General features: G+C 66.9%; 20 protein-coding genes and 4 tRNA genes. 5 read left to right on the top strand and 19 right to left on the bottom strand.

Going from position 1 to position 25,381, the window contains the following annotated elements:
- Window positions 1-268: 268 nt before the first annotated feature.
- The 10 genes from ABIC25_RS06055 to ABIC25_RS06010 are packed head-to-tail and all read right to left on the bottom strand — an operon-like array spanning window position 269 to window position 10,451.
- The gene (locus tag ABIC25_RS06055; RefSeq protein ID WP_354560447.1) at window positions 269-1,264 is read right to left on the bottom strand and encodes a YveK family protein; all 996 of its coding nucleotides are present in this window, start codon (window positions 1,262-1,264) and stop codon (window positions 269-271) included.
- A complete protein-coding gene (locus ABIC25_RS06050; protein ID WP_354560446.1) occupies window positions 1,261-2,565 on the bottom strand; it encodes an O-antigen ligase family protein in 1,305 nt (434 codons plus the stop codon). Before ABIC25_RS06050 ends, ABIC25_RS06055 begins: the two co-directional genes overlap by 4 nt.
- Window positions 2,562-3,284: a hypothetical protein gene (locus ABIC25_RS06045; protein ID WP_354560444.1), complete on the bottom strand. Its 723-nt coding sequence runs from the start codon at window positions 3,282-3,284 to the stop codon at window positions 2,562-2,564. Before ABIC25_RS06045 ends, ABIC25_RS06050 begins: the two co-directional genes overlap by 4 nt.
- A complete protein-coding gene (locus tag ABIC25_RS06040; protein WP_354560443.1) occupies window positions 3,284-3,973 on the bottom strand; it encodes a hypothetical protein in 690 nt (229 codons plus the stop codon). Before ABIC25_RS06040 ends, ABIC25_RS06045 begins: the two co-directional genes overlap by 1 nt.
- Entirely contained in the window at window positions 3,970-4,626 is a 657-nt protein-coding gene (locus ABIC25_RS06035) for a YveK family protein (RefSeq protein WP_004022695.1), read from the bottom strand. The genes ABIC25_RS06040 and ABIC25_RS06035 overlap by 4 nt, the downstream gene beginning before the upstream one ends.
- Window positions 4,623-6,638 carry a GDSL-type esterase/lipase family protein gene (locus tag ABIC25_RS06030; RefSeq protein WP_354560441.1) on the bottom strand — a complete coding sequence of 672 codons (2,016 nt, stop codon included), beginning with the start codon at window positions 6,636-6,638 and terminating at the stop codon, window positions 4,623-4,625. Before ABIC25_RS06030 ends, ABIC25_RS06035 begins: the two co-directional genes overlap by 4 nt.
- Window positions 6,622-7,470 carry a glycosyltransferase gene (locus ABIC25_RS06025; RefSeq protein ID WP_033204992.1) on the bottom strand — a complete coding sequence of 283 codons (849 nt, stop codon included), beginning with the start codon at window positions 7,468-7,470 and terminating at the stop codon, window positions 6,622-6,624. The genes ABIC25_RS06030 and ABIC25_RS06025 overlap by 17 nt, the downstream gene beginning before the upstream one ends.
- Window positions 7,457-8,590, bottom strand: a complete 1,134-nt coding sequence (locus tag ABIC25_RS06020) for a glycosyltransferase (RefSeq protein ID WP_354560439.1) — start codon at window positions 8,588-8,590, stop codon at window positions 7,457-7,459. The genes ABIC25_RS06025 and ABIC25_RS06020 overlap by 14 nt, the downstream gene beginning before the upstream one ends.
- Complete coding sequence (locus ABIC25_RS06015; RefSeq protein WP_354560438.1) at window positions 8,587-9,165, bottom strand: LbetaH domain-containing protein; 579 nt, start codon at window positions 9,163-9,165, stop codon at window positions 8,587-8,589. The genes ABIC25_RS06020 and ABIC25_RS06015 overlap by 4 nt, the downstream gene beginning before the upstream one ends.
- Window positions 9,162-10,451: a glycosyltransferase family 4 protein gene (locus tag ABIC25_RS06010; protein ID WP_354560437.1), complete on the bottom strand. Its 1,290-nt coding sequence runs from the start codon at window positions 10,449-10,451 to the stop codon at window positions 9,162-9,164. The genes ABIC25_RS06015 and ABIC25_RS06010 overlap by 4 nt, the downstream gene beginning before the upstream one ends.
- Window positions 10,452-10,528: 77 nt before the next feature.
- On the opposite strand from ABIC25_RS06010, the gene ABIC25_RS06005 reads away from it, so the two are divergent.
- Window positions 10,529-10,972 carry an LbetaH domain-containing protein gene (locus tag ABIC25_RS06005; RefSeq protein WP_354560435.1) on the top strand — a complete coding sequence of 148 codons (444 nt, stop codon included), beginning with the start codon at window positions 10,529-10,531 and terminating at the stop codon, window positions 10,970-10,972.
- Here the strand turns inward: ABIC25_RS06005 and ABIC25_RS06000 are convergent.
- The 4 genes from ABIC25_RS06000 to ABIC25_RS05985 all read right to left on the bottom strand — a co-directional run bounded on the left by ABIC25_RS06000 (window position 10,940) and on the right by ABIC25_RS05985 (window position 16,158).
- A complete protein-coding gene (locus ABIC25_RS06000) occupies window positions 10,940-11,959 on the bottom strand; it encodes a GDP-L-fucose synthase family protein (RefSeq protein WP_354560433.1) in 1,020 nt (339 codons plus the stop codon). The genes ABIC25_RS06005 and ABIC25_RS06000 overlap by 33 nt on opposite strands.
- Window positions 11,956-12,987: a GDP-mannose 4,6-dehydratase gene (gene gmd / locus ABIC25_RS05995; protein ID WP_004021358.1), complete on the bottom strand. Its 1,032-nt coding sequence runs from the start codon at window positions 12,985-12,987 to the stop codon at window positions 11,956-11,958. The genes ABIC25_RS06000 and gmd overlap by 4 nt, the downstream gene beginning before the upstream one ends.
- A gap of 65 nt (window positions 12,988-13,052) precedes the next feature.
- Window positions 13,053-14,576, bottom strand: coding sequence for a sugar transferase (locus ABIC25_RS05990; protein ID WP_101820215.1), 1,524 nt, complete (start codon window positions 14,574-14,576; stop codon window positions 13,053-13,055).
- Window positions 14,577-15,318: 742 nt separating this feature from the next.
- Window positions 15,319-16,158: an SGNH/GDSL hydrolase family protein gene (locus tag ABIC25_RS05985; protein ID WP_101820216.1), complete on the bottom strand. Its 840-nt coding sequence runs from the start codon at window positions 16,156-16,158 to the stop codon at window positions 15,319-15,321.
- Between the two features lie 189 nt (window positions 16,159-16,347).
- Here ABIC25_RS05985 and ABIC25_RS05980 point away from each other — a divergent pair, with 189 nt between their 5' ends.
- Entirely contained in the window at window positions 16,348-17,751 is a 1,404-nt protein-coding gene (locus tag ABIC25_RS05980) for a lipase family protein (RefSeq protein ID WP_435529046.1), read from the top strand.
- 183 nt (window positions 17,752-17,934) lie between these two features.
- Here ABIC25_RS05980 and ABIC25_RS05975 read toward each other — a convergent pair whose 3' ends face one another.
- From ABIC25_RS05975 to ABIC25_RS05965, 3 genes are all read right to left on the bottom strand, one after another.
- Window positions 17,935-18,798 carry an SGNH/GDSL hydrolase family protein gene (locus ABIC25_RS05975; RefSeq protein ID WP_354560431.1) on the bottom strand — a complete coding sequence of 288 codons (864 nt, stop codon included), beginning with the start codon at window positions 18,796-18,798 and terminating at the stop codon, window positions 17,935-17,937.
- A 50-nt stretch (window positions 18,799-18,848) separates the two neighbouring features.
- The gene (locus tag ABIC25_RS05970; RefSeq protein ID WP_354560429.1) at window positions 18,849-20,483 is read right to left on the bottom strand and encodes a vWA domain-containing protein; all 1,635 of its coding nucleotides are present in this window, start codon (window positions 20,481-20,483) and stop codon (window positions 18,849-18,851) included.
- Between the two features lie 116 nt (window positions 20,484-20,599).
- Window positions 20,600-20,675: transfer RNA gene (locus ABIC25_RS05965), tRNA-Lys, on the bottom strand.
- Between the two features lie 181 nt (window positions 20,676-20,856).
- Here ABIC25_RS05965 and ABIC25_RS05960 point away from each other — a divergent pair.
- From ABIC25_RS05960 to ABIC25_RS05950, 3 genes are all read left to right on the top strand, one after another.
- Window positions 20,857-20,929 (top strand) — tRNA-Glu (locus ABIC25_RS05960).
- 47 nt (window positions 20,930-20,976) lie between these two features.
- Window positions 20,977-21,053 (top strand) — tRNA-Asp (locus ABIC25_RS05955).
- A gap of 33 nt (window positions 21,054-21,086) precedes the next feature.
- Window positions 21,087-21,160: transfer RNA gene (locus ABIC25_RS05950), tRNA-Phe, on the top strand.
- 465 nt (window positions 21,161-21,625) lie between these two features.
- Here ABIC25_RS05950 and ABIC25_RS05945 read toward each other — a convergent pair.
- Both ABIC25_RS05945 and ABIC25_RS05940 read right to left on the bottom strand, forming a co-directional pair.
- Window positions 21,626-23,341: an HNH endonuclease signature motif containing protein gene (locus ABIC25_RS05945; RefSeq protein WP_354560427.1), complete on the bottom strand. Its 1,716-nt coding sequence runs from the start codon at window positions 23,339-23,341 to the stop codon at window positions 21,626-21,628.
- A 356-nt stretch (window positions 23,342-23,697) separates the two neighbouring features.
- Entirely contained in the window at window positions 23,698-25,179 is a 1,482-nt protein-coding gene (locus tag ABIC25_RS05940) for an alpha/beta hydrolase family protein (RefSeq protein WP_354560823.1), read from the bottom strand.
- Window positions 25,180-25,381: the final 202 nt, after the last annotated feature.

Genomic DNA, 25,381 nt, shown 5'->3' with positions numbered 1-25,381 from the left:
CGCATCTCGGGGCTACATATTGTCCTGATTTTGCGCTGCTTACCATTAGCTCGCAGATAGTTCGACGGATCACTAGACCAATACTTCGACGGCGGTCTACTCGAGACTTTGAATCCAAGTGACAGCGGGGGCCTTTCGTGAAGGGATGGTTTCGACGTGGTCAACACCTTTAGCTAAGTGCGCTGCTGGCCTACCGGCAGACCAAGACGAAGACTCGATGCCGCCGCGGCCCAGTCTGGAACAGGCGCCCCCGATGTTGCGGTCACCGCTATGTCCCGCAGTCACCGTTCAGCTGACCCCACCCACCAAACCCGCCCCGTCCGGTCGCCGAATGTCGGCTGACGGTGTGGCGAGCGGTGTAAGTCGCGGAGCGGCTGCTGGTTTCGACACGGCTCCTCGCTTCGCTCGTCGCCTGCTCAACCAGCGGGGAACGGCTGGTTGCGTGGGTCGGTGCCGGGTCAACCAGCGGGGAACGGCTGGTTGCGTGGGTCGGTGCCTGCTCGATTAGCGGGGAACGGCTGTTTGCGTGGGTCGTCGCCTGGTCAACCAGCGGGGGTCGGCTCGTCGGCACATGCTGGCTCCTCATCGCGCTGGACGGGCGGTTGATGGTGACCTCGATGTCGCCGGTGGTCGGACCGTCCGGGATGCGGTCGGACTGCTCCACATCGGACACGCCGCCGCGGCGACGATGGAGCAGCAGTGCGATCAGGGAGCCGGCGAGCGCACCGCCGACCGCGCCGATGCCGAGGAGCACCGGGTCGATGAGTTGCTGACGCACGGCGCCTTGGGTATTCGGGTCGACGACCACCAGTCGAAGTGCCCCGGGGCCGCCGCTGGCCGGCTCCTGCAGAGCGGTGACCGTGCCGACGAGTTCCTGCGCGAGGGCGGTGGACAGCCGTTCAGCGTCGGCCGACGTCGAGTTCTGGACGGACACATCGAGGATGACGGTCTGCGGCGGGACGCTGACCGAGATCTCGGAGATGAACTGTGGCAGAGAGATGTCGACCCCCGATCTGGCGATCGCCCGCTGCGCGACGGTCGGGTCGGTGGCCAGCACAGCGAACGTCTGGATGCTCGCCCGGGCCGCTTGGTTTCCCTGGTAGGCCTCCAGCATGTCGGAGGTGCCGGTGGCGATGTAGGTCCGAACGGTCGCCACGTAGGTCTGCGGTTGAAGCAGCGAGTAGCCGATGGCGGCGATGAGGCCGATCAGCGTGAATGCCACGACGAGCATCCATTTCGCGGCAACGATGTTGAGGACTTTCATCGGGACTCCATCTGTGACTCGGTGGACACCTCGTGACCGGGCACGGGCGACAGGGATTGGGACGAACGGTGAACGGGCGGACGGTGGTGGTACAGGAAGTACGGGAGCAGTGCCGCAAACGGCGCGATGCCGAGGAAGTACGGCACATACACGGCCTCCAGCGAACTGAGTGCCAGGATCGTGCTGAAGTAGGCGAGCAGGTAGGCCCGCGTCGTTCCGTCGGTGGTCTGGACCACCTTGACAACGGCGGCGACGACGATGAGCAGAACCCCCCAGACCCCGACCGACAGCAGGATCTCCAGCCAGCCGTTGTGCGGGGAGTAGTTGGCCTTGAACAACAACGACGCGCCGGATTCCACCCAGAACGCCGGATTGTGGCCAAAGAACCACTGGTCGGGGATCTCCCGCAGCGCCTGGTTCCAGAGGTAGCCCCGCAAGCTGTAATCGGCGTTGGTGTAACCGATGTAGAGCGGGAACAGCGAATAGACGGTGCTCGCAACCAGCGCGAGACCCAGCAACAGGTTCCGAACCCGAGTGGTGATCGAGGGGATCGCCAACACGACTCCGAGCAGACCTGCGACGGCGATACCGCCGAAGGCGGTTCGGCTGCCGGCGAGGAGGCCGATCAGCGCAACCCCGGCGACCGCGGCGAGTACACGCCACATGGACACGCGGTACACCGCGAACGGCAGCAGGGCCGTGATGGTGATTCCCGCGAGATTGCCGTTGCCGGCGAACGGTGAGGTGAGCACCGCACCGAGGTCGGTGCACTTGTCGATACGGCACGCCCCGACGACGCGAGATGAGTTGAACAGCACCGACACCAGCAGGCTCCCGGTGGTCACGACGAGCGCGATCCGGGCGTACCTGGCCACATCGTCGAGCCCGAACGACCGGTAGCGGAACACGAAGCCCACCAGCAGTGCCATCGACATCACGAGATTGACGATCCTGCCCGAACCGTCGACAATCATCGCCGCGCAGGCGTACAGCATCAACAACGCGAGGATCGCCGCCGCGCCGTCGATGCGCAGATCGCTGGTGGAGACCGCACGAAGCGCTGCAGCCACGCTGATTCCCGCCGCAGGCCCGTACAGCAGAACCGCGAAGATCGGCCCGGCGGCGTCGGCCGTCGACCACAAGGCCGGGGCCACGGCGTAGATGACGATGACCGGCCATGCCGTCAACGCGATCAACCAACTGCACAGGAACCGATCGACATGCCGGGCCCACTGCCTGTCGTGGGCAACTGCGACGAAGAGTCCCAGTGCGACCAGCAACGTCACGAGAATCAAGGTCATGACGCCCACAACTCCCGGAATGACGCGGGACTCGTGCCCGGGGCGTCTTCGTAGAGTTCCCAGGTCGCCCAGCTCCCGGCGAATTCGGCGATGCGGCCGTCGGTGAACACGATCGACGTGGCGTCGGGAAGGTAGACCTTCGCCCGGTCTCCGTCGAGTTCGATCTCGAACCGAGCGGCGTCGCGGTCGAAGGCGGTCCGATAGGTGCCCTGGCCCAGGATCGTCTGTCCGGCATCGCCCGCCTGCCAGATCGCATACGACCATCCCGTCCGCGTCGCGACGAAATGCACCGCCGCATCGGGTGCCGCGTCGGACTCGTTCTCCGGCACCGGTTTCGCGCTGACGAGGAGCGCGATGGCCCCGGAATCGTCTCCGGTGAAGCTCGCGGTCGCGCCGATTCGTGTGACTCGGGCGGGCGCGAGATCGGTCGAGATGTACGACGCCGCATCGGATGCGGAGGACGTGCCGTGCAGCAGACGCCCGTCCGCGACCCGGAGTGGGTGCAGACTGCGGCCCCGCTCGACGGCGACGAAACCGGGCGGTACCGCAGCCGCCGTGGCGTAATCGACGTGCACGGTGGCGCCCCGCGCCGAGGCGACCCGATCGTCAGACCGTTCGGCCTGTGCCGCGGTGGTGCACGCCGAACCCAGGACGACGACAGCGACGGCCAGGACTACGATGGCCATCGACGACAACCGGGGCGTGGAGGTCGGAACCATCAGAATCCCTCGACCTCCCGCACCGGGGTCATGTACGACGACCGGTACCACCACTTGCATTCGGGGAGATCGCGTCGCCACCGTGCCGGCGCCCCGGCGTACAGCCCGGCGTCGCCGACGGCGGATTCGGTAGACGCAGTCACCACCGATCCGGCGGCGACGAGCGAATAGGGAGGGATCACAGCGTTTTTCAAGATGAGGCACGCGGTCGCGGTCAGACTCCGCTCGCCGATGGTGATGGTGCCGATGGTGGTCCGGTCCTCGACGATGTCGATCTCGTGGGATTGCAGGAGACTCCGCGTCCCGCCCACTGCGCTGTAGGGCTCCATCTCGATCCGGCCCGAGCAGTCGAAGTAGTGGCGGTTCGTGACGGCGGCCTGCTCGGCCATCGACAGCACGCCGGCGCGCTCGCTGAATTTCTGGTACGACGGCGCGGCCGTGAACTGGTTCAACCGGCCGATGAAGTTGTCCTTTTCGAGTTCGACTCGCGCCATCTGCCGAAAGATGTTGAACGGCGCGATCACTCCGTGGTCTCCGACGCGGAATGGTCCGCACCCGAGCACGAGGTTCGGTCCGAGGCTGACGCCGTGACCGATGGTGTTGCCGAGGATGCGCAGCATCGCGTTCTTTGCCGTGGACGCGGGGAGCAGCCAGACGATCAGGCTGAGCCACTTGTTGGGTCGCTTCATGGTGTCCTCCAGACAACTGCGGTCGGTGTGGGTTGGGGGAGTGGTTGTCGGGCCGGGCGGCGCGCGAACATCGCGGCGAGAACCAGTGCGGTCAGTCCCGCCAGGGTCGCCAGCAGTGCGGTGCGCACCGGCGCATCGGGGAATGTCCGATCGGCGTCCACCGGTCCGAGGACGAGTGATTCGATCGGCGCCGGTGACTCGAGTTCGGCGAGGGCCGCGGTGAATTCGCGCCCGACGCCCAACGCTGCTGCTTCGACGATGCGCGCGTCGTCACCCCGGACGGTGAAGTCCATGATCGTCGTCTCGGGCGGAGCGGTGATCGACACCGCGCGCCGGAGTTCGGCGGGACTCATCGCGATGTGGTGGGTGTCGATCACGCGACGGAGGAAGTTCTCGCTGGTGACCAGCGACGAGTAGGACTCGATACTTCGCGTCAGCAGCATGGTGGGTGCGGGGTCGAAGTCCTGCGGTAACTGCATCGCATCGCGTTCATAGGTGAGGACGACGCGCGATGTCGCCTGGACCGTCGTGTGTTGCGTCGAGAAGGTGGTCACCGCCATCGCGAGGATCAGCCCGAGACATGCGGTGACCCCCAACGCGGTCGCCGCACGGATGACCCGTGGGCGGTTGTGAATGACGCGCGGCCGGTTCATTCGCAGCTCCCCTTGCGCGCCAGACTTTCCAGGACCGGTGTCATGTGGTCGGCGATGATGGCATGCCCCTCGTCGGTCGGGTGACGCAGATCGGCACCCACGATCGAATGGTCGCGGGGGGCGGCGTACCAGCCGCTTCTGATCGGATCGACGAAGGAGGCCCCGTGCCGCTTGGCGGCGCCGCCGAGCAACCTGTTGGCGCGCAGATACTCTGGCGCAACCGGGGCGTCGTGAATCCAGGAGAGCCCGACGATGACGACCGGCAGTTCGGGCCGGGCCTTGCGCACTGAGCGGATGGTGTCGTCGACCGCGTCACGGTACTGCTTCGACGGATGGGAGAGGTCGTTGCCACTGCCCACGAGCACGATCGCCGAGACATCGGGAGTGAGCAGTCGCTGCGCCTCCGAGGCGAACGTGGTGTGCCGGATTCCGGTGGTGAGGTAACCGGCGCCACCCCGGCCGGACACCCGTAGCAGCACCGGGCACGTGTTGAGGCGGGTCGCTGAGAGACGGCCCTGTGCGATGCGGGTCCAGTTCGAGCTGCCTTTGCCGCCGTACGTTGTTCCCTCGGTGAAGCTGTCACCGACGACGAGGATTCTGACGGCCGTGCCGTCTGCCGAGGTGCCGGTCGCCGACCGCGAGGTCGACGCGGCGGAGCTGACCTCGGCTCCGGCGTTGTGCGTCTCGGAACCGGGTTCGCGCGCGCCGGCGAAAGCCACCCCGCCGGTCAGGGCGAGAACCACGACGGCGGCCGTCAGAAGAGCTTTCTCCCAGTGAGTTCGGATGAGTCGGGTCATTCTCCCACCTTCGTGGACGTCGGAGAGCAGTGCGGCGAGTACGAGTAGTTGACCGGCGACGGGTGCGAGCCAGAGGGCGTCGAGGTGGTCGAGTGCGCCGGCGAGGAGCAGGAGGGCCAGCGTCACCGCGCCGCCCAGGATGATCGCTGTGGTCACCGTGCCGGGACGGCCCGCGGCGATGTGCTTGGAGCTGATCGCCTGCGAGAGCGACGAGATGCCGGCCGCGATGATCATGCCGATCAAGAGGGTCTGGGCCGGTTCGTATTTGGTGCCGACGATCTGCACGATGACCCAGGCGACGGGCCACGCCGCGATGACGACGACGACGCAGTAGGCGATGACGATGTTTCGGTAGCGTCGGTAGATCCGGTCGAAAGCCGACGCGTCGTCGACGGTGCGGGCGAGTTCGGGGACCGCAACCGTCGACAGCGCGGCAGAGAGCAGTGTCAGCGGCCCGGTGACGCGCGTGGCCATCGCGAAGTAGCCGACGGTCAGGGGCGGCGCGACCACGGCGAAGGCGGAGACCTGCAGCTGCGCCAACGTTCCCGACATCGCGAGCGCCCAGTAGCGGGCGGTCTCTGCGTCTGGCGCGTGGAGTGCACCGGCGGCGGTCCGAAGCCCCCGGACTCCGATGGAGACCGCGGGGACCACCAGCGCGGTCACGGCCGTACACGCGAAGATCAGCGCGAGTGCGGAGGCGTCGAGACTGCGGCCGGACACTGCCAACCCACCCCACACCAGGAGGGGTGCGGCGCGCTGCACGACGACGAGGCAGCTGGCGGCAGTGTGCGCGTGGGTGCCGGCCAGGAAGTTCTGCGCGAAGTTCTGCGCGGTGTCGGAGTAGGCGAACAGCGCGCCCGCCACGACGATGAGCGGAAACCCGCACGAGACGAGTCCGGCAACGGCGACGACGAAGACGGCGGACACGGCGATGGTGTGCGCGACGTACAGGCCTGCGGCGGTGTGGTTGTCTCCCGACGCGCTGACGCGCATCACCCGGATGGGTGCCCCGAAGCCCGCGGCGAGGCCGGCCACCACGCCGAGCGTGTACGCGAGGACGAACTGGCCGAAGGCGTCGACCGGGAGGGCTCTGGCCAGGAGCAACAGGAAGACACCGAGCATCGCGGAACTGGCCACCCGGGCCAGAATTCGCACGGAGGCATCGGTGCGCAGCCGGTTGCCTGCGCCTGCGCTCTGGTCAACTGCGGAAGACACCGCGCACCCTTCGGTAGCCGGGAGTCAGCCGGATGCGGAAGACCAGAAACGAGACGAGCTGTTCGAGGGTGCCGACCAGACCCAGCACGCGGTCCGTGGGGGACGTTGCATAGCGCAACCGGAGACGGAACGACTCGACGAGGAACGTCTGCCACAGGTTGGCCGACTTCGAGGCATCGTGAAAACGCAACGCGCCGATCGGAACCGGGATCGCCTGCTGTACCGGTGCGGTCTCGGCGATGCGGAACTGCAACGAGTAGTCCATCGTGCAGTGCAGATCCTTGTCGAACCCGCCGAGCGACGTCAGGTAATCCCGACGGATGAGAACCGAGCCGGAGAACGATGCGCAGGTGGATCGTCGCAACAGGGTTCGTGTCTCGATGGGCTTGCCGCGGTAGGTCCCGACCACCTCGCCACCGGCGCGCAGCAGTTGGTGATCTCCGGTCAGCACCGCTGCGCCGGGTGAATCGCGAAGCGCGGCACGAACAGCGTTCAGTGCGCCCTCGACGAGGATGTCGTCGGCATTGAGCCAGAGAACCCAGTGGCCGGCGGACCGGGCCAGTGCCCGGTTGAGCGCATCCGACTGGCCGTCGTCAGCCTCGATCACGGCTTTCACCCGCGAATCCGATTCGGCGAGAGCGGCGATGAGGATCTGGGTTCCGTCGGTCGATCCGGCGTCCTGGATGAGGATTTCGTCGTGCGGGCTCATCTGGCCGAGTGCCGAACGGATCGCCGGTTCGAAGTGAGCACCCGGGTTGAAGGACGGGACGAGGATGGAGACGCTGACCGTCCCCACGCTGTTCGTCGGGTCGGCGAGATCAGCGGGCCGCATCGTAGCGCTCCTCCAGTTGTCGGGCGATCGACGAGATGCCCCAGTGCTTTTCGACAGCGATTCGTCCCCGCAGTCCTTGCGCGCGGGCCCGCGCCGGGTCGGTGAGGAGTCCGGTCAGAGCCGCCGAGAGGGCGCCGATCGAGTCGTCGACGACGAGACCGGCGTCGGCGCCGGCAACCAGACCGGCGAATCCGCAGGTGTCGGTGACCACCACCGGCAGACCGGCGGCCATCGCCTCGAGAACCGACATCGGTAGCGGTTCATGAATCGACGGGAGCACGTAGATGGTCGCCTGTGCGAGACGCTCCGCCACCAAGCGTGCAGGAATCGGTGCCTCCCGACGGATGCGGTCGGCGACCTCGGGGTCGTGGGAGGCCCGGAAGGTGCGAAGCACGTCGTCGACAACCGGCCCATCGCCCTCGTCGGGTCCGATGATCGTGAAACGGGCTGGGATCAGCGGCGCGAGTTCGGTTGCGACGCAGGCGAAGGCCACTGCACGCTTCCGGGGATGCAACCGGGCGAGAAAGAGGACCTCGGGCAGCCCGTCGGGGCGATCGGCCGGCATGGCGTCGGGCAGTGGCACACCATTGCCCAGGTAGGAGTAGCGCGGTGAACCGCCGATCGCCGATCGGAGCTTTCGCAGCTCGACCTCGTTCAGGTAGAACGCTGTTCGGGCATCGCGCACCGCCGGGATCGTGAGCGCCCGATCGATCACCTGATAGGGCAGCGACGGCCGGGGGTTGATCATCCCGTGTGTCTGCACGTGTGTCGGGACGTTGCCCCATGACAGCAGGCGAGCGGCGGGGAGGGTCACGAAGTCCCGACCGAGGTGGACATGGGCGACGTCGAAATCGTCGGCGTGCGCCCGAATCCAGCGCAGCATCGACGGCGCGATGATGCGTGAGAAGCTTCGCCCGCGGCCGACGGTTCGCGTCGGAAACGTGAGGACACGGACACCGGGCAGGTCAGGGGCCGCCGCCGGCCCGTCGTACGAGCCGGCGATGAGCGTGACCGCGTGACCCAGCTCGGCGAGCGCGCGACTCTGGTTGATCGCAACGGTTGCGGGTCCGCCGAACTCGCCTGCGGGCGACAGGAGTGTGAGTACCTGCAGGATCCTCATGGTCGGCCGCCCGGTGTCGAAGAACGCGACTTCGCCGAGATCGCCGGGATGACCACCGCTCCGGCGGGCACCTGCGTACCAGGCTGGAGCACAACGCCTTTCAGTACGGTCACGCCGTTGCCGAGATGGCAGCGATCGCTGATGACGACCGACTCGCTCGTGCGGGTGAAGGTGGGTGAGCGGTGGTCATGACCGCCCGAGCAGATGACCGTCCGTCGTCCGAGCGAGCAGTGGGCGCCGATGGTCACCGGTTCCGGGTTGATGATCCACACATCGCGGTCGATGCGCACGTCGTTGTCGAGGTCCAGCTTCCATGGGAAGTGCACCCGGAAGCTCCGGTGGATGTCGCATCCGGCACCCACCCGCGCGCCGAAGGCACGCAGCAGACGGGTACGCAGCACGGTGCCGCCGACCCCGCTTCGCAACACGGCGCCGACGCCCAGCCAGGTGACAATCCACAGTCGATTGCGTCCGCGATCGGACTTGTCGACGATGTAGTCGCGCAGGCGTCGGGGTTCGAGTTCGGACAGGACCTCCGAGCGCGCGGTGGTCGTGGTCGGTGTCGTCACGGTCATGCCCGCACCGAGGCATGGTGCGACAGCTTGCGCAGCCACATCTCGAATTTCTCGACGGCGGCGTCGGCGCCGAGCACCTCTCGCGAATACCGTTCGCCCGCTTCGCCCATGATGCGTGCCGCGGTGCTGTCGGCGGCGATCTGGGTGATCGCTTTGAGCAAAGCAGCCGGATCGCCCGGGGAGACGACGACCCCGGCGAGCGAGCGCCGTACCTCGGCAGCGGTGATCCCGCCATCGGAAACCGCTGCCACCACCGGTATTCCGTAGCTGAAGTAGGTGGTCAGCTTGCTCGGCAGCGACATCTCGAGGACGCCGGGCTTCTCGTTGACCACCAGGACATCGGCGGCGGAGAGCATGAGGTGGAACTGATCGTCGGGCAGGGAGTCGACGAAGGTGACGTCCGTGCAGCCGCGCGCGCGGTCCTCGAGATGCCGGCGCTGATTGCCGTCGCCGACCAGGTACAGGTGTACGTTCCGAGCTGCGTCCGACGACCCGGCGACGAGTCGTGCGGCGTCGACCAGGTTCTCCAGGCCCTGCTTCTGGCCCATGTTGCCGGCGTGCACCGCGACGATCGCGTCGGCGGACATGCCGAGTCGGTCTCGTGCGATGTCCCGGGGCGCACGAGGTTCGTGGCGCACCTGCGTCCAATTCCGGACGTGGGTCACCACCGCCGGGTCGACGCCGAGTCGGTCGACGATGATCTCGCCGAAGCGCGGATGCACGACCGCCACCTCATCGGCGGAGCAGAGGGCGAACTTCTCGAGTCTGCTCACGAGGGCGCGGCTGAGGGACCCGCCCGCGGCCGCTTCGCTGACTGCCTGGCTGTACAGGTCGTGGACCCAGACCCCCATCGGTGACAGCGTGCGACGCCCGACCCTGCGGCGCATCATCACCAGCGCCGACGCGATGAGCGGCGGACTGGCCATGACGGTGACGGCCTCCGGTCGCAGGTGGGCGACGATGGCGCGCAGGCCGAACTCGAGCTCCATCCGCGAGCGTGACACCAGAGCAGTGCCGTCTGGGATGCTGTGCGGTACTCGCACCACGATGACGCCCTGATCGACGACCGTGGACGTGTAGTCCGACATGTTCCCGTCGAGTCGCCACTGCGGGTAGTGCGGGTAACCGGTGATGACGCGCACGCTCCACCCACGAGCGGCGAGGCGTCGGGCGATGTCGGTGACGTAGGGCGCGATCCCGGTGACCTCGGGGGCGTAGTTGATCGCGATGAAGTCGACACACTTGCGACCCTCGGACCGATCCATCGGTTCGGCGACGCCGTTCATCGGGCCCGATCCACCTCGGGTTCGATACGATGGCGGTCGTGTTAGCTCAGTTGTCATCGCTGGCTTGGCCTTTCGTGATGCGTGCGATCGGGTTGGTGTTCGTGCCCAACTCCGTTCGCCTGGCGGTGCTCCGGGTGTTCGGTGCGGAGATCGGCCGCGGGGTGCTGATGCGACCACGTGTGCGGGTCACCAGTCCGGCGCGACTCGTGATCGGCGCGGACTCGTGGATCGGCGAGGCGGTGACTCTCGACAGCGCCGGTTCGATCCGGATCGGCGCGAACGTCGTGGTGTCGCAAGCCGCCGCCCTGCGGTGTCCGGCCGATACACGCGGTGAGCTGGTCGTGGAGGACGGCGCGTGGATTGCGTTGCGCGCGCGTGTGATAGGTCCGGTGACCATCGGACGACGCGCGGTGGTGGGTGCCGCCGCGATGGTCTCCCGCGACGTCGCGCCCGGGACGGTGGTCGTCGCATCGGTCATCACCGACGACTCAGATCCGGACATCGCCGGCCCCGACCTCTGAGCAGGGGTCCATATCGGCTTGGTGAGCTGCGCGGTACCACTCGACGACGTCGGCGACACCCTGCTCGAGACTGATCGTCGGCCGCCATCCCAGGCTGTGAATGGTGCTGACGTCGAGCAGCTTTCGTGGCGTTCCGTCGGGTTTGGTGGTGTCCCAGTCGACAACACCGCCGTAACCGACGGCGTCGGCCACGATCGCGGCGATCTCGGCGATCGAATGGTCCATGCCGGTACCGATGTTGACCTGGCGCGGATCGTCGTGATTCTCGAGCAGGCACAGGCAGGCCTCGGCCATGTCGTCGGCGTGGAGGAGCTCGCGACGCGGTGTCCCGCTTCCCCAGTTGGTGACGCTCGGCGTGGCCCCCCGGCGCGCCGACTCGTAGCGTCGGATCATCGCCGGGAGCAAATGGCTCGTCTCGCCGGAGAAGTTGTCGTTCGGCCCGTACAGGTTGGTGGGCATCGCGGAGATCCAGGGCAGCCCGTACTGGCGTCGCGTCGCCTGCACCTGCATGATGCCCGCGATCTTGGCGACCGCGTACGCGTCGTTGGTCGGTTCCAGGGCGCCGGTGAGCAATGCGTCCTCGCGGATCGGCTGCGGGGCGAACTTGGGGTAGATGCACGACGACCCCAGGAACAGCACGCGCTCGACGCCATATGCGGCCGCCGCGTCGAGGACGTTGACCTGGATGCGCAGGTTCTCGGAGAGGAAGTCGACAGGCCAGGCGTTGTTGGCGGCGATTCCGCCGACCCGGGCGGCCGCCAGGATCACCACGTCGGGTGTGTTGTGCGCGAAGAACTCGAAGACGCTGTGCCGGTCGCGGAGGTCGAGTTCACGGCTGGTGCGCCCGATGATGTCGGAGATTCCCCGCCGCCGCAGCGCCCGCACCAGAGCCGAACCGGCGAGGCCGCGGTGGCCCGCGACGTAGAAGGTGGCCGACGGATCGAGCGGCCCGGGCTCCCAGCCGCGTCGTCGCACAGACCGCGTCATGACGCGCGACTCCAAGCGAGCAGTTGCGGCTTGTCGATCCACTCCGTGCCCTCGCATTTCAAGGCGGCGATGTCGGCATCGACCATGATCCGAGCGAGCTCCGGTGCGCGGACCGCGGCTCGCCACCCGAGGTCAAGTTCGGCCTTCGACGCGTCGCCGATCAGCGAGTCGACCTCGGTGGGACGCAGGTAGCGCTCGTCGAAGACGACGTGGTCGCGCCAGTCGAGGCCGGCGTGGTCGAAGGCGTGCTGGAGGAAATCGCGGACGGTGAAGGGCACACCGGTCGCGAGCACGTAGTCGGCGGGCTCGTCGGCCTGCAGCATGCGCCACATCCCCTCGACGTACTCCGGCGCGTAACCCCAGTCGCGCACGGCGTCGAGATTGCCCATGTAGAGGTCCTTCTGGACGCCGGCCTTGATGCGGGCGACTGCGCGGGTGATCTTGCGTGTCACGAAAGTCTCGCCGCGGCGGGGGGATTCGTGGTTGAACAAGATGCCGTTGACGGCGAACAGGCCGTAGGCCTCGCGGTAGTTACGGGTGACCCAGTACGAGTAGACTTTCGCCGCCCCATACGGGGAGCGAGGGTAGAACAGGGTGTCCTCGTTCTGCGGCGGGGGAGAGGCGCCGAACATCTCCGAACTGGATGCCTGGTAGTACCGGCATCGAATGCCCGCCTGGCGCACCGCTTCCAACAGTCGGACCGAGCCGATTCCGGTGGTGTCACCGGTGTGCTCGGGCTCGTCGAAGCTGACGCGGACGTGCGACTGCGCGGCCAGGTTGTAGACCTCGTCCGGGTCGATCGACGCGAGCAGCGTGACCAGTCGGGCGCCGTCGCTGAGATCGCCGTAGTGCAGGAACAGGCGGGCGAACGGGTCGTGCGGGTCCTGATAGAGGTGGTCGATCCGGGCGGTGTTGAACGACGACGATCGTCGGATGAGTCCGTGCACCTCATAGCCTTTGGACAAGAGCAATTCGGCGAGGTAGGAGCCGTCCTGACCGGTGATCCCGGTGATCAGGGCCTTCTTCATGGTGCTTCCTTCGAGTGGTGTCGATCCGTGGTGGTGGCGGTGCGGATGATGGGTGGACGTGGCGGTCAATAGGCGCCCCGACGAGAGAGGACGGCGCTGGCGGTCCGCCAGAGGATGACGAGATCGGTTGTCAGTGACCAGTTCTCGACGTAGGAGAGATCGAGCCGCACGGAGTCCTCCCAGGAGAGGTCGCTGCGACCGGAGATCTGCCACAGGCCCGTCATCCCGGGGCGGACGAGCATGCGTCGCCGGACGACCGGGTCATAGGACTCGACCTCTTCACGCAAGGGCGGGCGCGGACCCACGAGGCTCATCGTCCCGCCCAGCACGTTGAACAACTGCGGCAGTTCGTCGAGGCTGTAACGGCGGATGATTCGACCGACACGGGTGACCCGCGGATCGGCGTGGAGTTTGAAGAGGACTCCGTTCCCGTCGTCGCGGACGGCGAGGCCGGCGCGCATGGTGTCCGCGTCGACGACCATCGAGCGGAACTTCCACATCGCGAACGGAGTGTTGTCGGTGCCGATGCGTTCGGCGCGGTAGAACACCGGGCCTCTGCTGTCGAGCTTGACGGCCAGCGCGCAGAGCGCGAGCAAGGGTGAAAGAAGCACCAGTGCAACCATTGTCAGCACCTTGTCGAAGGTCTGTTTCAGAAAGCGGTTGGCGCCTTTGTATCGCGGTCGATCGATGTGGAGCAGTGGGAGTCCGGCCTCGGGACGCATGGTGATACGCGGGCCGGCGACGTCGATCAGTCCGGGGGCCACGAGCATCTCGACATCGCAGTTCTCGAGCTCCCACGACAGTTCACGCATAGCCCGATGGCCGAGTGCGTCGGCGGAGGTCACGGCAACGGTGTTGGCCCCGCAGGTGCGGACCAGCTCGGAAGCCCGGTCGTAGCCGGCGAAGATCGGGACTTCGGCGAACACGCCCTGGGTCGCGTGTCCGGCGGCGAACTTCGGGGTCGGAGAGGCGCCGGGCGGATCGGTGAGGCACACTCCCACGACTCGGTAGCCGAGGGCGGGATTCGTGTTCAACCGGTCGATGAGTGCTCGAGCGGATGATCGGGATCCGACGACCAGTACCGATCGCAGGAATCGTCCGCTCTCGCGGCCCGCCAGGAGGTGTCGGCGCCAGGCCCATCGGCCGACGATGAGCATCAGCGTCCCTGCCGGGAGCGCGATAGCGATGAATCCGCGGGCGATGCCCAGAGCGAATGCGAGGTCGATGATGGCCCAGGCACCGAAGCAGACGAAGCAGGCGCTCAGGACACGGTGGTACTCAACAGGTCCGGTGCCCAGTATGCGGGGATCGCCGGCCTGTCCGACGCGCAACGCCGTCTGCCATCCGACGATGAGGGTCACGGTGACCAGGAGTGCGGGGATACCGTCGCGGCCGATCGGCCGGAAGGGGTCGGCACCGAACCGTAGGAACTGTCCGGCCAGAACGGCGATCGAGATGAGCGACAGATCGGTCCACGCGACGTGCCGCGCGTACTGGACCAGCCAACTCTGCGACGTGGTCGGCGTCGCGTCCGGAACACGGTCGGTACCGATGAAGGCCCTCGTGAACCGGTCAACTGGAACGCTCATGTACTCCCCCTGAGTGACGCCGAGGCGAACGGCCGGTTGTATTCGAGCGGCTCGCTGCCTTGGCGATTCGGAACACTACAACGCATTTCTCGGCTTTTACACAGATTGTTTTGCGCGGGTTCGTCTGGACTACGTCGCTTTGTCGGAAAAGGCGGAGAACCTGGACGACTGACTCAATCCCGGTTTCAGAGCGGGATTCTCGATCACTGTCGAATGGGCTGGTATCGGCGTCGGGCCCGTTTGTCAGGCGATGCTTGTCGAGTGTTCCGAGAGCTGAGATTCGCGCCCATGAGACAACAGTGGTTGTCTCGTCGGTGGCGCTCTAGGTGTTCTGAACTGCAGGTTTACCGGGCCGTCCGTCAGCCGGTGCGCTCGGCGGTGCTTCGGTCGGCGTGTGGCGACGCTCGCGCCTGTGTTGCGAGTTGACAATCGCCGGTTGAGAAATGCCGGTTGACTAATGACCGCTTATTTTTGTGAGTCGTTTTCGTTGATCAGAACGTGAGCTATCGGGGCGTTCCCGAATCGAACCGGAATTGGACAATTCGACGGGTTGTCGTCGGTCGGAATGTCTCGCGGGAGAGTTCCGGGGAACCGCTCGGAACTGCCGGTGAGTTGGCACAATTTTGTACCGAGTCGGCGTGTCCCGGAGGACAGCACGGCCAAAGGTGCGCACAGCGAACGGGTTTCGGGTTCCGCCGGTATGAGACGGCGATCAGCTCTGCAACGTGAGCTTCTACGGGGTCTAGAGCGCCCGGGCGATCAGATTTGCGATGGCTTTGCTTCCCAACGGCGTCGGGTGGCGGGGTTGGGTCTGGGATTGCGAGGCGTTCCCTTCGAACCAGCGCGCTGCGCCCGCGCATGCGTCATGTCCGACCGCGGCGGCGGCCACGTCGACGAAGGTCATCGATCGTGTGACGGCGGCTGTCCGCAGGATCGCGTCGAATCGCTTGAAAAACGCGTAGAGGTACGCGGCGTCGGCGTTGCTGATGTTCGCCTGGCCGGGGCAACCGGTTCGGCCGTAGTAGCCGCCGTGTCCGACGAGAACTACGCGAGCGAGGGGTGCGCGGGCGGCGATGGCGCTCAGAGTTGCGCCGATCTTCGGTGCGACTGCGGTGAGGGCCGAGGTCATCCGGTCGGCCATGGCTCGATCCTGTCGACACCGAGCGTCCTGGCCGAACCTGGGCGTGAAGCAGGAGGAGACAATCGACCACCAGCGGAGATCGTTGCCGCCGATCGAGAGAGTCACCAGTCGCGTGGACCACGACAGGGCGTTGATCTGGACGGGCCGGGCGCCAAACGATGTCGTCTGTCGGCTGGTCGTGACGTCTGCTGTCGTGGCGTTCACGCAGGCAACCGAGGTGAAGCTCATCCGGAGCTGGGAGGCGAGGTGCGTCGGGTAGGCGTCGGCGGTGCGGCCGCACCCGTCCGGATGCTGTGCCGAGGTCAGTGTCGGCGCCGCGGCGCGTGAGTCCCCGAGGGCGACGTAAGCGGGTGCCGCCGGCGCGGCGAGAACCGACGGTACCGACACACAGCTGATCGCGATGGCGAGGATGGCGACGAGTGCGAGGCGGATTCGGGTCACGGCGGGAGTATCCCAGCTGTCCCGGCGGGCGTTACATGAGGCCTGCCTCAGACGGAAACAATCAACAGGGCCGTTGCCGCCCGTTCACGCGAACCCTTTAGCATGACGGGGTTCGATTTCGATGCGAGCAGTGGCTGACCAGCGGGGTGTTCCGGTCCGGGATCGCTTGTATGACAAGGAGTATCGGCGATGCCGGCATGGTGGAACGTGCGGCCCTGGACGCTGCGCGCAGCGGCCGCTGCAGTGATGGCGACGGGGATGACTATCGGCGCGGTCGGCGGTCCGGCGGAGGTGTGGGCCGAGCCGCCGAATCTCGGTCCCGCGCCCTCCGCGGTTCCCGAAGCCATCGACGCGGTTGTGCCCGCACCGCCGGTGAAGGAGCTGCAGCGCATACCTGCGCGCTCGGTGACCCCCGGAGCCTCCCACGAGCTGCAGGAACTGCGCGAGGCGGTCATGCCGTCGGCGAGTGGCGACCGGTTCTTCGACCAGTGGCCGGCCGATCTCGCACGCCGTGCTGCCGGAGACGTGATCGCCACTCGCGATGTCATGCGCACGGCGCAGTTGCTGATGACGGTTCCGCTGCGGTCGGCGCGCCAGATCAAGTTCCGCAGCGTCGACGCGGGGGACCAGCCGATCTTCGGTACCGCGACCCTCCTCGCCCCGGCCAAGGCGTGGAGGGGACCTCGGTCGCGTCCGGTGCTGGTTCACAATTCGCCGATCGTGGCGCTGGGCACGAAGTGCACGCCCGGTTACACGCTGGCTCACGGCTATCACTCCGACACCAACACCACCGACCTCATCCCGCCGTTCGCGCAGTTGGCCTTGGACCGCGGCTACGCGGTGATCGTGCCCGACCACACCGGCCCCCGGATGGCCTACGCCGAACCGTATGTCGCAGCGCACGTGATCATGGACTCGTTGCGGGCGGCAGGCCGGCTCGACCCCGACAACTTCGCCACCGGACCCATCGCCATGCACGGATACTCCGGCGGCGCGATTGCCACGAATGCCGCAGCGAAGCTTGCCGAGTCCTACGCCCCGGAGCAGGCCGGGCGGATCGTCGGGGCGGCGTACGGCGGCGTTCCGGCCGACTACCGTTCCCTGGCCGGGGCCATGAACGCCAACCTCGGTACCGGGGTGTTCCACGCCGCCATGCTCGGTGTCGCACGGGAACGTCCCGAAGTCCTCGCGATGGCGAACAACGCGGCACGCTGGTTGGCCACTTCTCCGATGCGGGACCTGTGTACCACCGGGATGGGTGCCCTGGGCGCGTCGCACATACCCACCCAGGTGTTGTCGGCCGACCCCGATCCTTACCACTCACCCGTCGCCGAGCGCCTTTTCGAGATCACCTCGATGAAAGATCGGCAGGCGACGATGCCGCTGCGGATCTACCACGGAACGTACGAGTGGTGGATCCCGGCGAGCCAGGCGCGCGCTTTGTTCGCCGAGCAGTGCGCGCTCGGGGCATCGGCGTCGTATCGCGAGTACCCGGCCGAGCACATGACCGGGATCTTCGCCGGGCTGCCCGACACGTTGACGTGGCTCGATGATCGTCTGCGTGGGAAACCCGCGCGGAGTGAGTGCCGCTGACAGGACGACTTGTTTCGACGTCGCCGCCGGCCGGCCAACGGTGGGGTGGCTTCGACTCGGCGCCTCGCTTCGCTCGGGGCCGGCTCAACCAGCGGTGGGGCGCGGGGACGGCTCAACCAGCGGTGGGGCCGCCGGGGGACGCTGCCAGCGGTGAGGCTCGGATCGGCTCGCCCAGCGGTGGCGTCAGAGCGCTGCGACGACCAGGTCCGCGATGGCCTTGCTGCCGAGCGGGGTGGGGTGGCGTACCTGGGTTGCCGAGCGCGAGACGTTTCCCTCGAACCATCGGGCGGCACCCGCGCATGCGTCGTGTCCGACGGCGGGGCCGGCGACGTCGACGAAGGTGACCGACTGCGCGTGGGCGGACTTCTCGAGTACTGCGTTGAAGCGCTCGAAGAACCGGAGGACGAACGCGGCGTCTGCGGCGCTGATGTTGGCTTGGTCGGGGCAACCGGTCTGCCCGTAGTAGCCACCGTGACCGACGAGTACGACCCGCGCGTGGGGAGCGCGTCGTCGGATCTGGGTCAGCGTGGCGTCGATCTTGGGCGCGAGCGACGCCAGGCTCGGGTCGATTCGTCTGCTCACCGACGTGTTGTCGCGGCAGCGCGCATCGTGGCCGAATGTCGTTGTGAAGCAGGACGACACCAGCGACCACCACTGCAGATCGATACCGCCGATCGACAGGGTGACCAGACGTGTCGAGCGAGATAGCGCGCGAGTTTGGACGGGCCGCGGGCCGTAGAGCGTCAGCTGCCGCGTCGTCGTGACATTGGCAGTGGTGGCGTTGACGCAGGCGACCGACCTCACGGCGAGTCCGAGTCGCGAGGCCACGTGTACCGGGTAACCGTCCGGTGTGCGCCCGCAACCGTCTGGGCGCAGGCTGGAACCGTTGGTGGGCGCGGCAGCGCGCGAGTCGCCCAACGCGACGTATGCGGGAGCACTCGGTGACGCCGTCGCCGGCACCGCCAGCGCGGAGCCGAGCAGACAGACGAGGGCTGCGAGAGTCGCGATGCGGACGCGGGACATCAGGGAGCTGTGGCCGTCGATCATGTTGGTGCTTCCGGTTCTTTTGTGGGGCTGGTCTGGAGTGGGGCAGTACGTCAGGCTCGGCACAAGGCCTTCAGGTTCTGCTGCGAGGTGAAAGCGGAAATAGTCACCGATCCGTCGCCGGCGAGCTTCGCCAGGTATGTGCCCTCGTACTGAACGGCTTCGTCCGGGTACCTCGTGGCCAGGTCGCCAAGTGCGGCAACAGCTTCCAGGTCGCCGGCAGGACCACGGGAGTTGATCAGATTCCTGGTTCGGTACAAGTCCGAGACTTGCTGCCACGCGTTGCAGACATCCTGCTTCGTCGGGGTGGCGTTCTCATCCGACGCGCTTCTGGGCTCCTCGACCGTGACCTGCGCGCCGTCGGGCCGCTTGCACCGGATGACCGGCTCGCCCGCCTCGGTTTCCGCGGCACCGAGGATGTTGCATCCCCATGCGTCGATCTGAGCCCCGCGATCACCGCGTTGGGTACGAGGATCGTCGACGTAACGTTCGACGAGCCGGAGCGCGGTCTGGCAGTCAACACCTCTGGCGACGACGCGAAGCTTCGGGAAATCGGCTGTGGGCCCGCAGTTGTCGGCCTCGTCCTGTGAAGTCGGTTTCGGCAGGCAGGTGCACAGGGTGAGAGTCCGGACGGTACCGCTGACGACATCGCCGTCGTAGGCAATCCGAAGTGCGATACCGCGGGGTTCCTCTGCAGCGAAATATGCCGTGGACGTAGCTTTGTCGTCACTGACAGCCTCGCCGAACAGTTCGACGACGCGACTCATCGGAGTGCCGACCGTCACCCCGTCGACCGTCGTGACAGACGGTCCGAGCGGGCGGATCTCGACCAAGACGCCGTCGGCGAAGACCCATTCGCAGTCACGCCAGCGCACGACCACGCGGTCGCCGTCCGCCGTTCCCGTGGACAGTTCCGGGAAGCCAGGTGTCGTGGCTCTGATCTCGTTGGCACGAGACCCCAGGTTCACCCCGGCCAGGCCGGTGTCGGTCAGCTTCGCCGACGCCGAGTCGGCGTCGCGGGCGGCGGTGATCCGTGCGGCGAGCTGCTGCGAGTTGTCGGCCGTGATGTACACGCCGCCGCCCTCGCGCGCGATGCACTCCAACTGCGTATTCGTCGCACGGAAGCCGATCGTGCTGATCGTGACGTCGGGGTAGCGAGCGCGCAGCTGCTGGGCCGTGTCGCAAGGATCGGGCGGGCAGTTTGCCTCTCCGTCAGAAACCAGAACGACGGACCCTCCGCTGTCGGCCAGCAGCTCGACACCTTGGGTGAGAGCCTTCGACAGCGGGGTCCACCCTTGAGCCTCGACACCGGCGATGGCCCCGGCTGCTGCGCCCTTGTCGATGCGTGCCAGATCCATGATTGTCGTGACGTCTTGGCAGCCGGCCGCCTGGCGCGTCGTCTTCGCATCGAGCATGTTTCCGTAAGCGACGAGACCGAACGGTGTGCCGTCGGGGAGGCCCGTCGCAAAGTCCGTCACGGCGGCGCGTGCAGCGTCGATGCGCGGGCCCGGAGCGTCGGCAGTCAGCATCGACTCCGATCCGTCCAGCACGACGACCACTGGGGAGGTGTCGGCGGACGTGGTCGCACTCTCCGACGAGGAGCTCGGGCGGCCGTCGCCCGACGTGCTACAAGCGGCCACCAGGAGACAGATGATGGCCAAAGAGCCCAGCCGGGCGAATAGCGTCACCAGCGGATCGTAGGTAGTCAGCAAGCACTCCCGGAGGCTTCGCCGGCAGAGTTCACCCGATCGGGTGACACTCACTTCTCCTGTGCCGCAGCGCGCTTCGCGCGAGACGTCGGTGCTGGTGCCCCCACCAGGGCTCGAACCTGGGACCTGCGGATTAAAAGTCCGTAGCTCTACCAACTGAGCTATAGGGGCAGGACCCCGGCGAGCCGGGGCGTCGACTACTTTACAACGCCCGCCGACGGCATCGACGAGCCCCTCGGCGTGCGTGTCGCGGACCTGGATCTATAGACACTTTTGCCGCCTGACCTGGCGATTTGTGGTTTTCGCGAGACGTGTCATAAGCTATCCAAGCTCCCAACGGAGAACACGACCGGCCCCCTTCGTCTAGCGGCCTAGGACGCCGCCCTTTCAAGGCGGTAGCGCGGGTTCGAATCCCGTAGGGGGTACGCCTGCCCGGCACTCGGCGACGAGGACCGGGCAGATAATTGAACAAGGCCCTGTGGCGCAGTTGGTTAGCGCGCCGCCCTGTCACGGCGGAGGTCGCGGGTTCGAGTCCCGTCAGGGTCGCCAAAGGTTTCGGTTCATTAGTGACCGGTGCCTTCCGGCCAGGTAGCTCAGTTGGTACGAGCGTCCGCCTGAAAAGCGGAAGGTCGTCGGTTCGATCCCGACTCTGGCCACCTGTAGATCCCCAGCAGTCTAACTGCTGGGGATTTTTCATTGCGTGCCGCTGGGTGTGACGCGCCCGATGCGGACCAGTCAGCAGTGCGTCGGCGCACAACCGGTCAGCTGTCCAAACCCCAACAGCGGCAACAGAATCACCTGAACGGACGACGTAATGCTCTTTGCGGTCCGACGCTCGAGCAGCCATGATTGTGCGATGAACGCGTTACCGGGGGGTACGCCGCGTGAACCCTCATACAGTCATTTTCCGAGAACGAACGAGAGCGGACAGCCGCGCCATGCAACGGCGCCCGCCGACAGCCGCGAGAGAGACGTCGGCACACCGACATACAGGTACGAGTACAAAGACCCGTACGCTCCCATGTCCACCGCGAAACAGGTGGCGCTCGGATGCGCGATCTCCCTCGTCTTGATCGCCTTCGCGGTCGCGGCCTTCCTCGTCGGTCAGTCCTGAACCGTCGTCAGAACGGCGGCGGGTTGTCGATGAAGTCTTGACGTTCGGCGGCTTCTTCGGCTTCGCGCTGCTTTCTGTTGCGGGCACGTTCGGCCCGCCGACGGGCCAGTTTGGCGTCCAGTCGGCTGGTGGTGCGCCGCGGGTTGTCCTCGGGCGCGATCGTGCGGGGCGTGGGTGGGGCTTGCGCGGCTTGTTCGAACCGGATACGCCGCAGGTTCGGGAACAAATCTTCGAGGGTTTCCGCGTCGCCGTGGATGGTGACGCCTTCGGGTGTGGTGTATTCGGTGACCAGGCGTCCGTCGTTGTCGCGGTATTGGTCGTCGATCCAGTCGCCGTGGGTTTTGAGGAGGTGACCGGGGCGGCATTTCGCGTTGAGGTTGTCGCTCGACGTCGTGCCGCCGTGCGATGGGTTGGTGTGGTCGTATTCGGTGACGTGGTCGAGGTCGCAGTCGAAAGCCGAGTGTGTGCAGCCGGGTTCGGTGCAGTAGCCGTCGCGGACCCGCACGAAGTCGGCGCAGGACGTGGTGGGCCGGTAGGGGTCGGCGGGTTGCGATCCCGGGTAGATCACCACGACCTCGGGTGCTGACGATCCGGTGGGTGCCTCGCGGTGGGCTGTAGGTCGGTCGGTGTGGTCGGCCGGGTCGTCGGTGCTGGTGCCGGCAATCGGTTCGGTGCCTGAAAACGGTTCGGCGGCTGCGGGTATCGGCCGGGTTCGTGATGGTGTGACGGGTGTGAGGGTGGCGTCGGTGCGGGCGGCGAGGTCGCGGACATGCTCGTCGGAGATGACGCCGTATCCGTCGAGGAATCCGGGTCCGGTGGCGCCGGCGAGGGTGGCGGCGTCGGTGACGACGTGGATGACGACCTCGGTGCTGATGGCGGCGAGGACCGCGTCGGGGTCGGGGATGGTGGCGGTGCAGTCGTCGCGGTCGCATTGGCATTCGAATGTGGTGCGGGTGAGCAGGGCGAACATCGCATCGGAGGTCCGGACACCCAGGAGGCGGTCGTCGTGTTCGCACACCGAATCGGCGAGGATGCGGACTGTTTTGGCGCTGATGCGGATGTTTTCGGCGGACATGACGGCGGTGATCTCCCCGACGCCGTCGTGGAAGTTGTCGGTCCACACGCCGCGGGAGTCGAGGGCGTCGCGGCGTCGTTCGCGGACGAGGTCGGGGTCGTGGCGGAAGAGGGTTCGGTCGACCATGTCGCGCAGGCGGGCCCGATCCCACGAGCCTCGCCGGTTGCGGATGGTCTTGGCGATCTCGGCGTCGATGGTCAGGATGATCGGGTCGTCCGTGGGGATGAGTTCGGTGCGGGAGATGATCAGCCGGATCTGGTCGTCGGTGAGGAGTCCGTCGCGCAGGGTGGTGGCCACCTCGGGGAGGCGGTCGCGCAGGGTGAGGGCTTCGTCGATGAGGGTTTCGGCGCGGCGGCGTGAGATGGCCGAGTGGCGGGCGATGCGTGAGGCGCAGTCGGCGTAGCCGTCGGAGACGAAGGCGTCGGTGTGTTCGCGGGCGGCGACGAGCCGGTCGTGCATGACCGCGACCGTCTGGTAGCGACTCCAGGCGAGGTAGGACTGGCCCCGGTTCGTCGCGCCCAGGCCGTTCATCAGGGTCACCATGTCGTCCTCGTCCGGGTAGGCAGGATCAACTCCGGCGAGAAACTCGCTCGGTAGATCGGTCCACAACCGCACGATGACCCCGGACTTTCGTGGACCGGTCCCCATCCCGGTCCTCTGCCACCCACGGTAAACCACCCCACCGACAAGATCGGACGATGCTGGGAGTGGTTGAGGGACTGGTGGTTTGGTTGCGAGGTGGTTTCGACTCGGCGCCTCGACCTCGGGGCCGGCTCATCCAGCGGGGAGGGGTGCCGGCTCAACCAGCGGGGATGGGCGGCTTCGCTCGGTGCCGGCTCAACCAGCGGAGGGGGAGGCGGCGGGTGGCGCAGCCGGCAGAAGGGCTGCCGGCTGCGCCGGTCGCCGACGCGACCAGCAGGGCGGGTGCGGGTCGCGGTGAACGCCGGCGCAGCCACCGGAGGGGTCTGGTGGCCGGGAGTGTCGCCGACGCGGCGTGTGGGGCCTCAGGCGGCGGCGTCGGACCCGCCGTCGGCCGAGTCGGATTCGGTGTCGCTCCCGGTGTCCGGCGTATCGGTTTCGGTATCCGACTCCGATGCGTCGGAGTCCGGAATGGCCGAGGTGTCGTCAGCCGTTGGGGAATCGCTGCCGTCGGAAGACGGCTCGGCATCCGTGGAATGCCGTCCGACGCCGGTCAATCGGTGCCGTCCGCCCTCGGTAGGAGTTTCGGTCTCGAGAGTGCTGCCGGAATCCGTGGTGTCGGGCGCGCGATGGCGGCCGCCGGTCGGCGTCTCGGTGTCGGGAGTGGCTTCGACAGGCTTGACCAGCGTGGGGGTGGGCTCAACCAGCGTGCGGGTGGGCTCAAGCAGCGTGGTGGTGGCTTCGACCGACTCAGCCAGCGGGGTCACCGGCACTGCTGCGTTCGACGGCGTCGGGGTCACCAGTGGGTAGAAGGCGTTGTTCACGCGGTCCCACCGAGCGACGTCGGCGTCGCTCGGGTCGATTCCCACCGCGTCGTTGAGAATCATGGCGACCAGGGTGAGTGGGTGGTGCTTCGGCTGGTAGACGACGTAGGTGGTGTTGCCATCCTGGCTGCGCATCGCGGTCGGCGGCGCGCTGTAGTCGATCAGGTTGCCGTAGTTCTCTTCACCGAGGCCGGAGTGGATGGCGATGAAGCCCGCGCCGTTGACAAGCAGCGAAGACAGCGGTCGGTGCGATTTCCACTGGAAGTTGGCGACCGGATCGCCGACCACGATGATCGACGTGACCGGCAAGTCGTCGCCGGTGGCGCCCGGGTCGCGGGCGCCGTTGCTCTCGGCGCCGAAGAGCTCGAACACGGTGCTCACCAAAGGGTTGTCGTCGGCCCACGCCTTGAGACCCCACGGGCTGCGCGGGTCGGAGATGAGCAGGATCAGCGAGTTCTCGGTGTCGATCGTGCCGTCGGCGACCGCCGCCTCGGCGGCGTCACCAAGTGCGTCGGCTCCCTGGGAGTAACCGGTGTACACAACGAACGGCTGTCCCACGGCCTGGCGTGCGAACGCCGCCATGACGGCGAGGTTGTTGTCGATCGCAACGTCGCGCGACGCGTCATAGCCCGGGGCAAAGATCGGCAGAATTGCACCCGAACGACCGGAAACCAGCGGCCCCAGTGCTTCTGGATAGTCGATGACGAGGGTTTGGCGGCCCGCTCGTAGGCCCTTGATGCGCGGGAACAGCGTGCCGTCGTCGGTTCCGGGCGTCACCACCACGACGGTGTTGCTGTCAGCCCGGGGAAACGATGTGGACAGCCAGTCCGGTCCGAGCCCGTCGTCGGGTTCAGCGGGTCGGAAGACGCCCTCGCCGTTGAGCTGGTCAATGGTCTGCTGCGTTTGCGGAGACAGCACTGGTGTGGCCGCAGCCGTCGATGACAGCGCAGTTGGAACGATCAGTCCAAGGCACAGTGCGCACCCCACCGTAGAAGCGCGCAGCGCTTGTCGAATACCTGTCATCAGATTCCCCGCCCCCGGTGAATGTCGCGTCGGCGTGACAGCCAGTGTTGTCATGCTCAATCGTTGCTCCGCGATCTCGAAACTCGGCCAATTGTGCGCCCTGGCTGCGAGTCCCGACAAGTTACCGGCGGGTTTTCGCCCGATCGGGGGAATGGGATTCACTCGTTTGGGGGAAGGAAGGAATTCTGCTGACTGCCAAGTG

Source organism: Gordonia sp. PvP123, from assembly GCF_040547295.1.
GTDB classification, from domain to species: Bacteria; Actinomycetota; Actinomycetes; order Mycobacteriales; family Mycobacteriaceae; genus Gordonia; species Gordonia terrae.
Note: the sequence above shows the minus strand (reverse complement) of the source record. Positions and strands in the feature narration are given on the sequence as shown.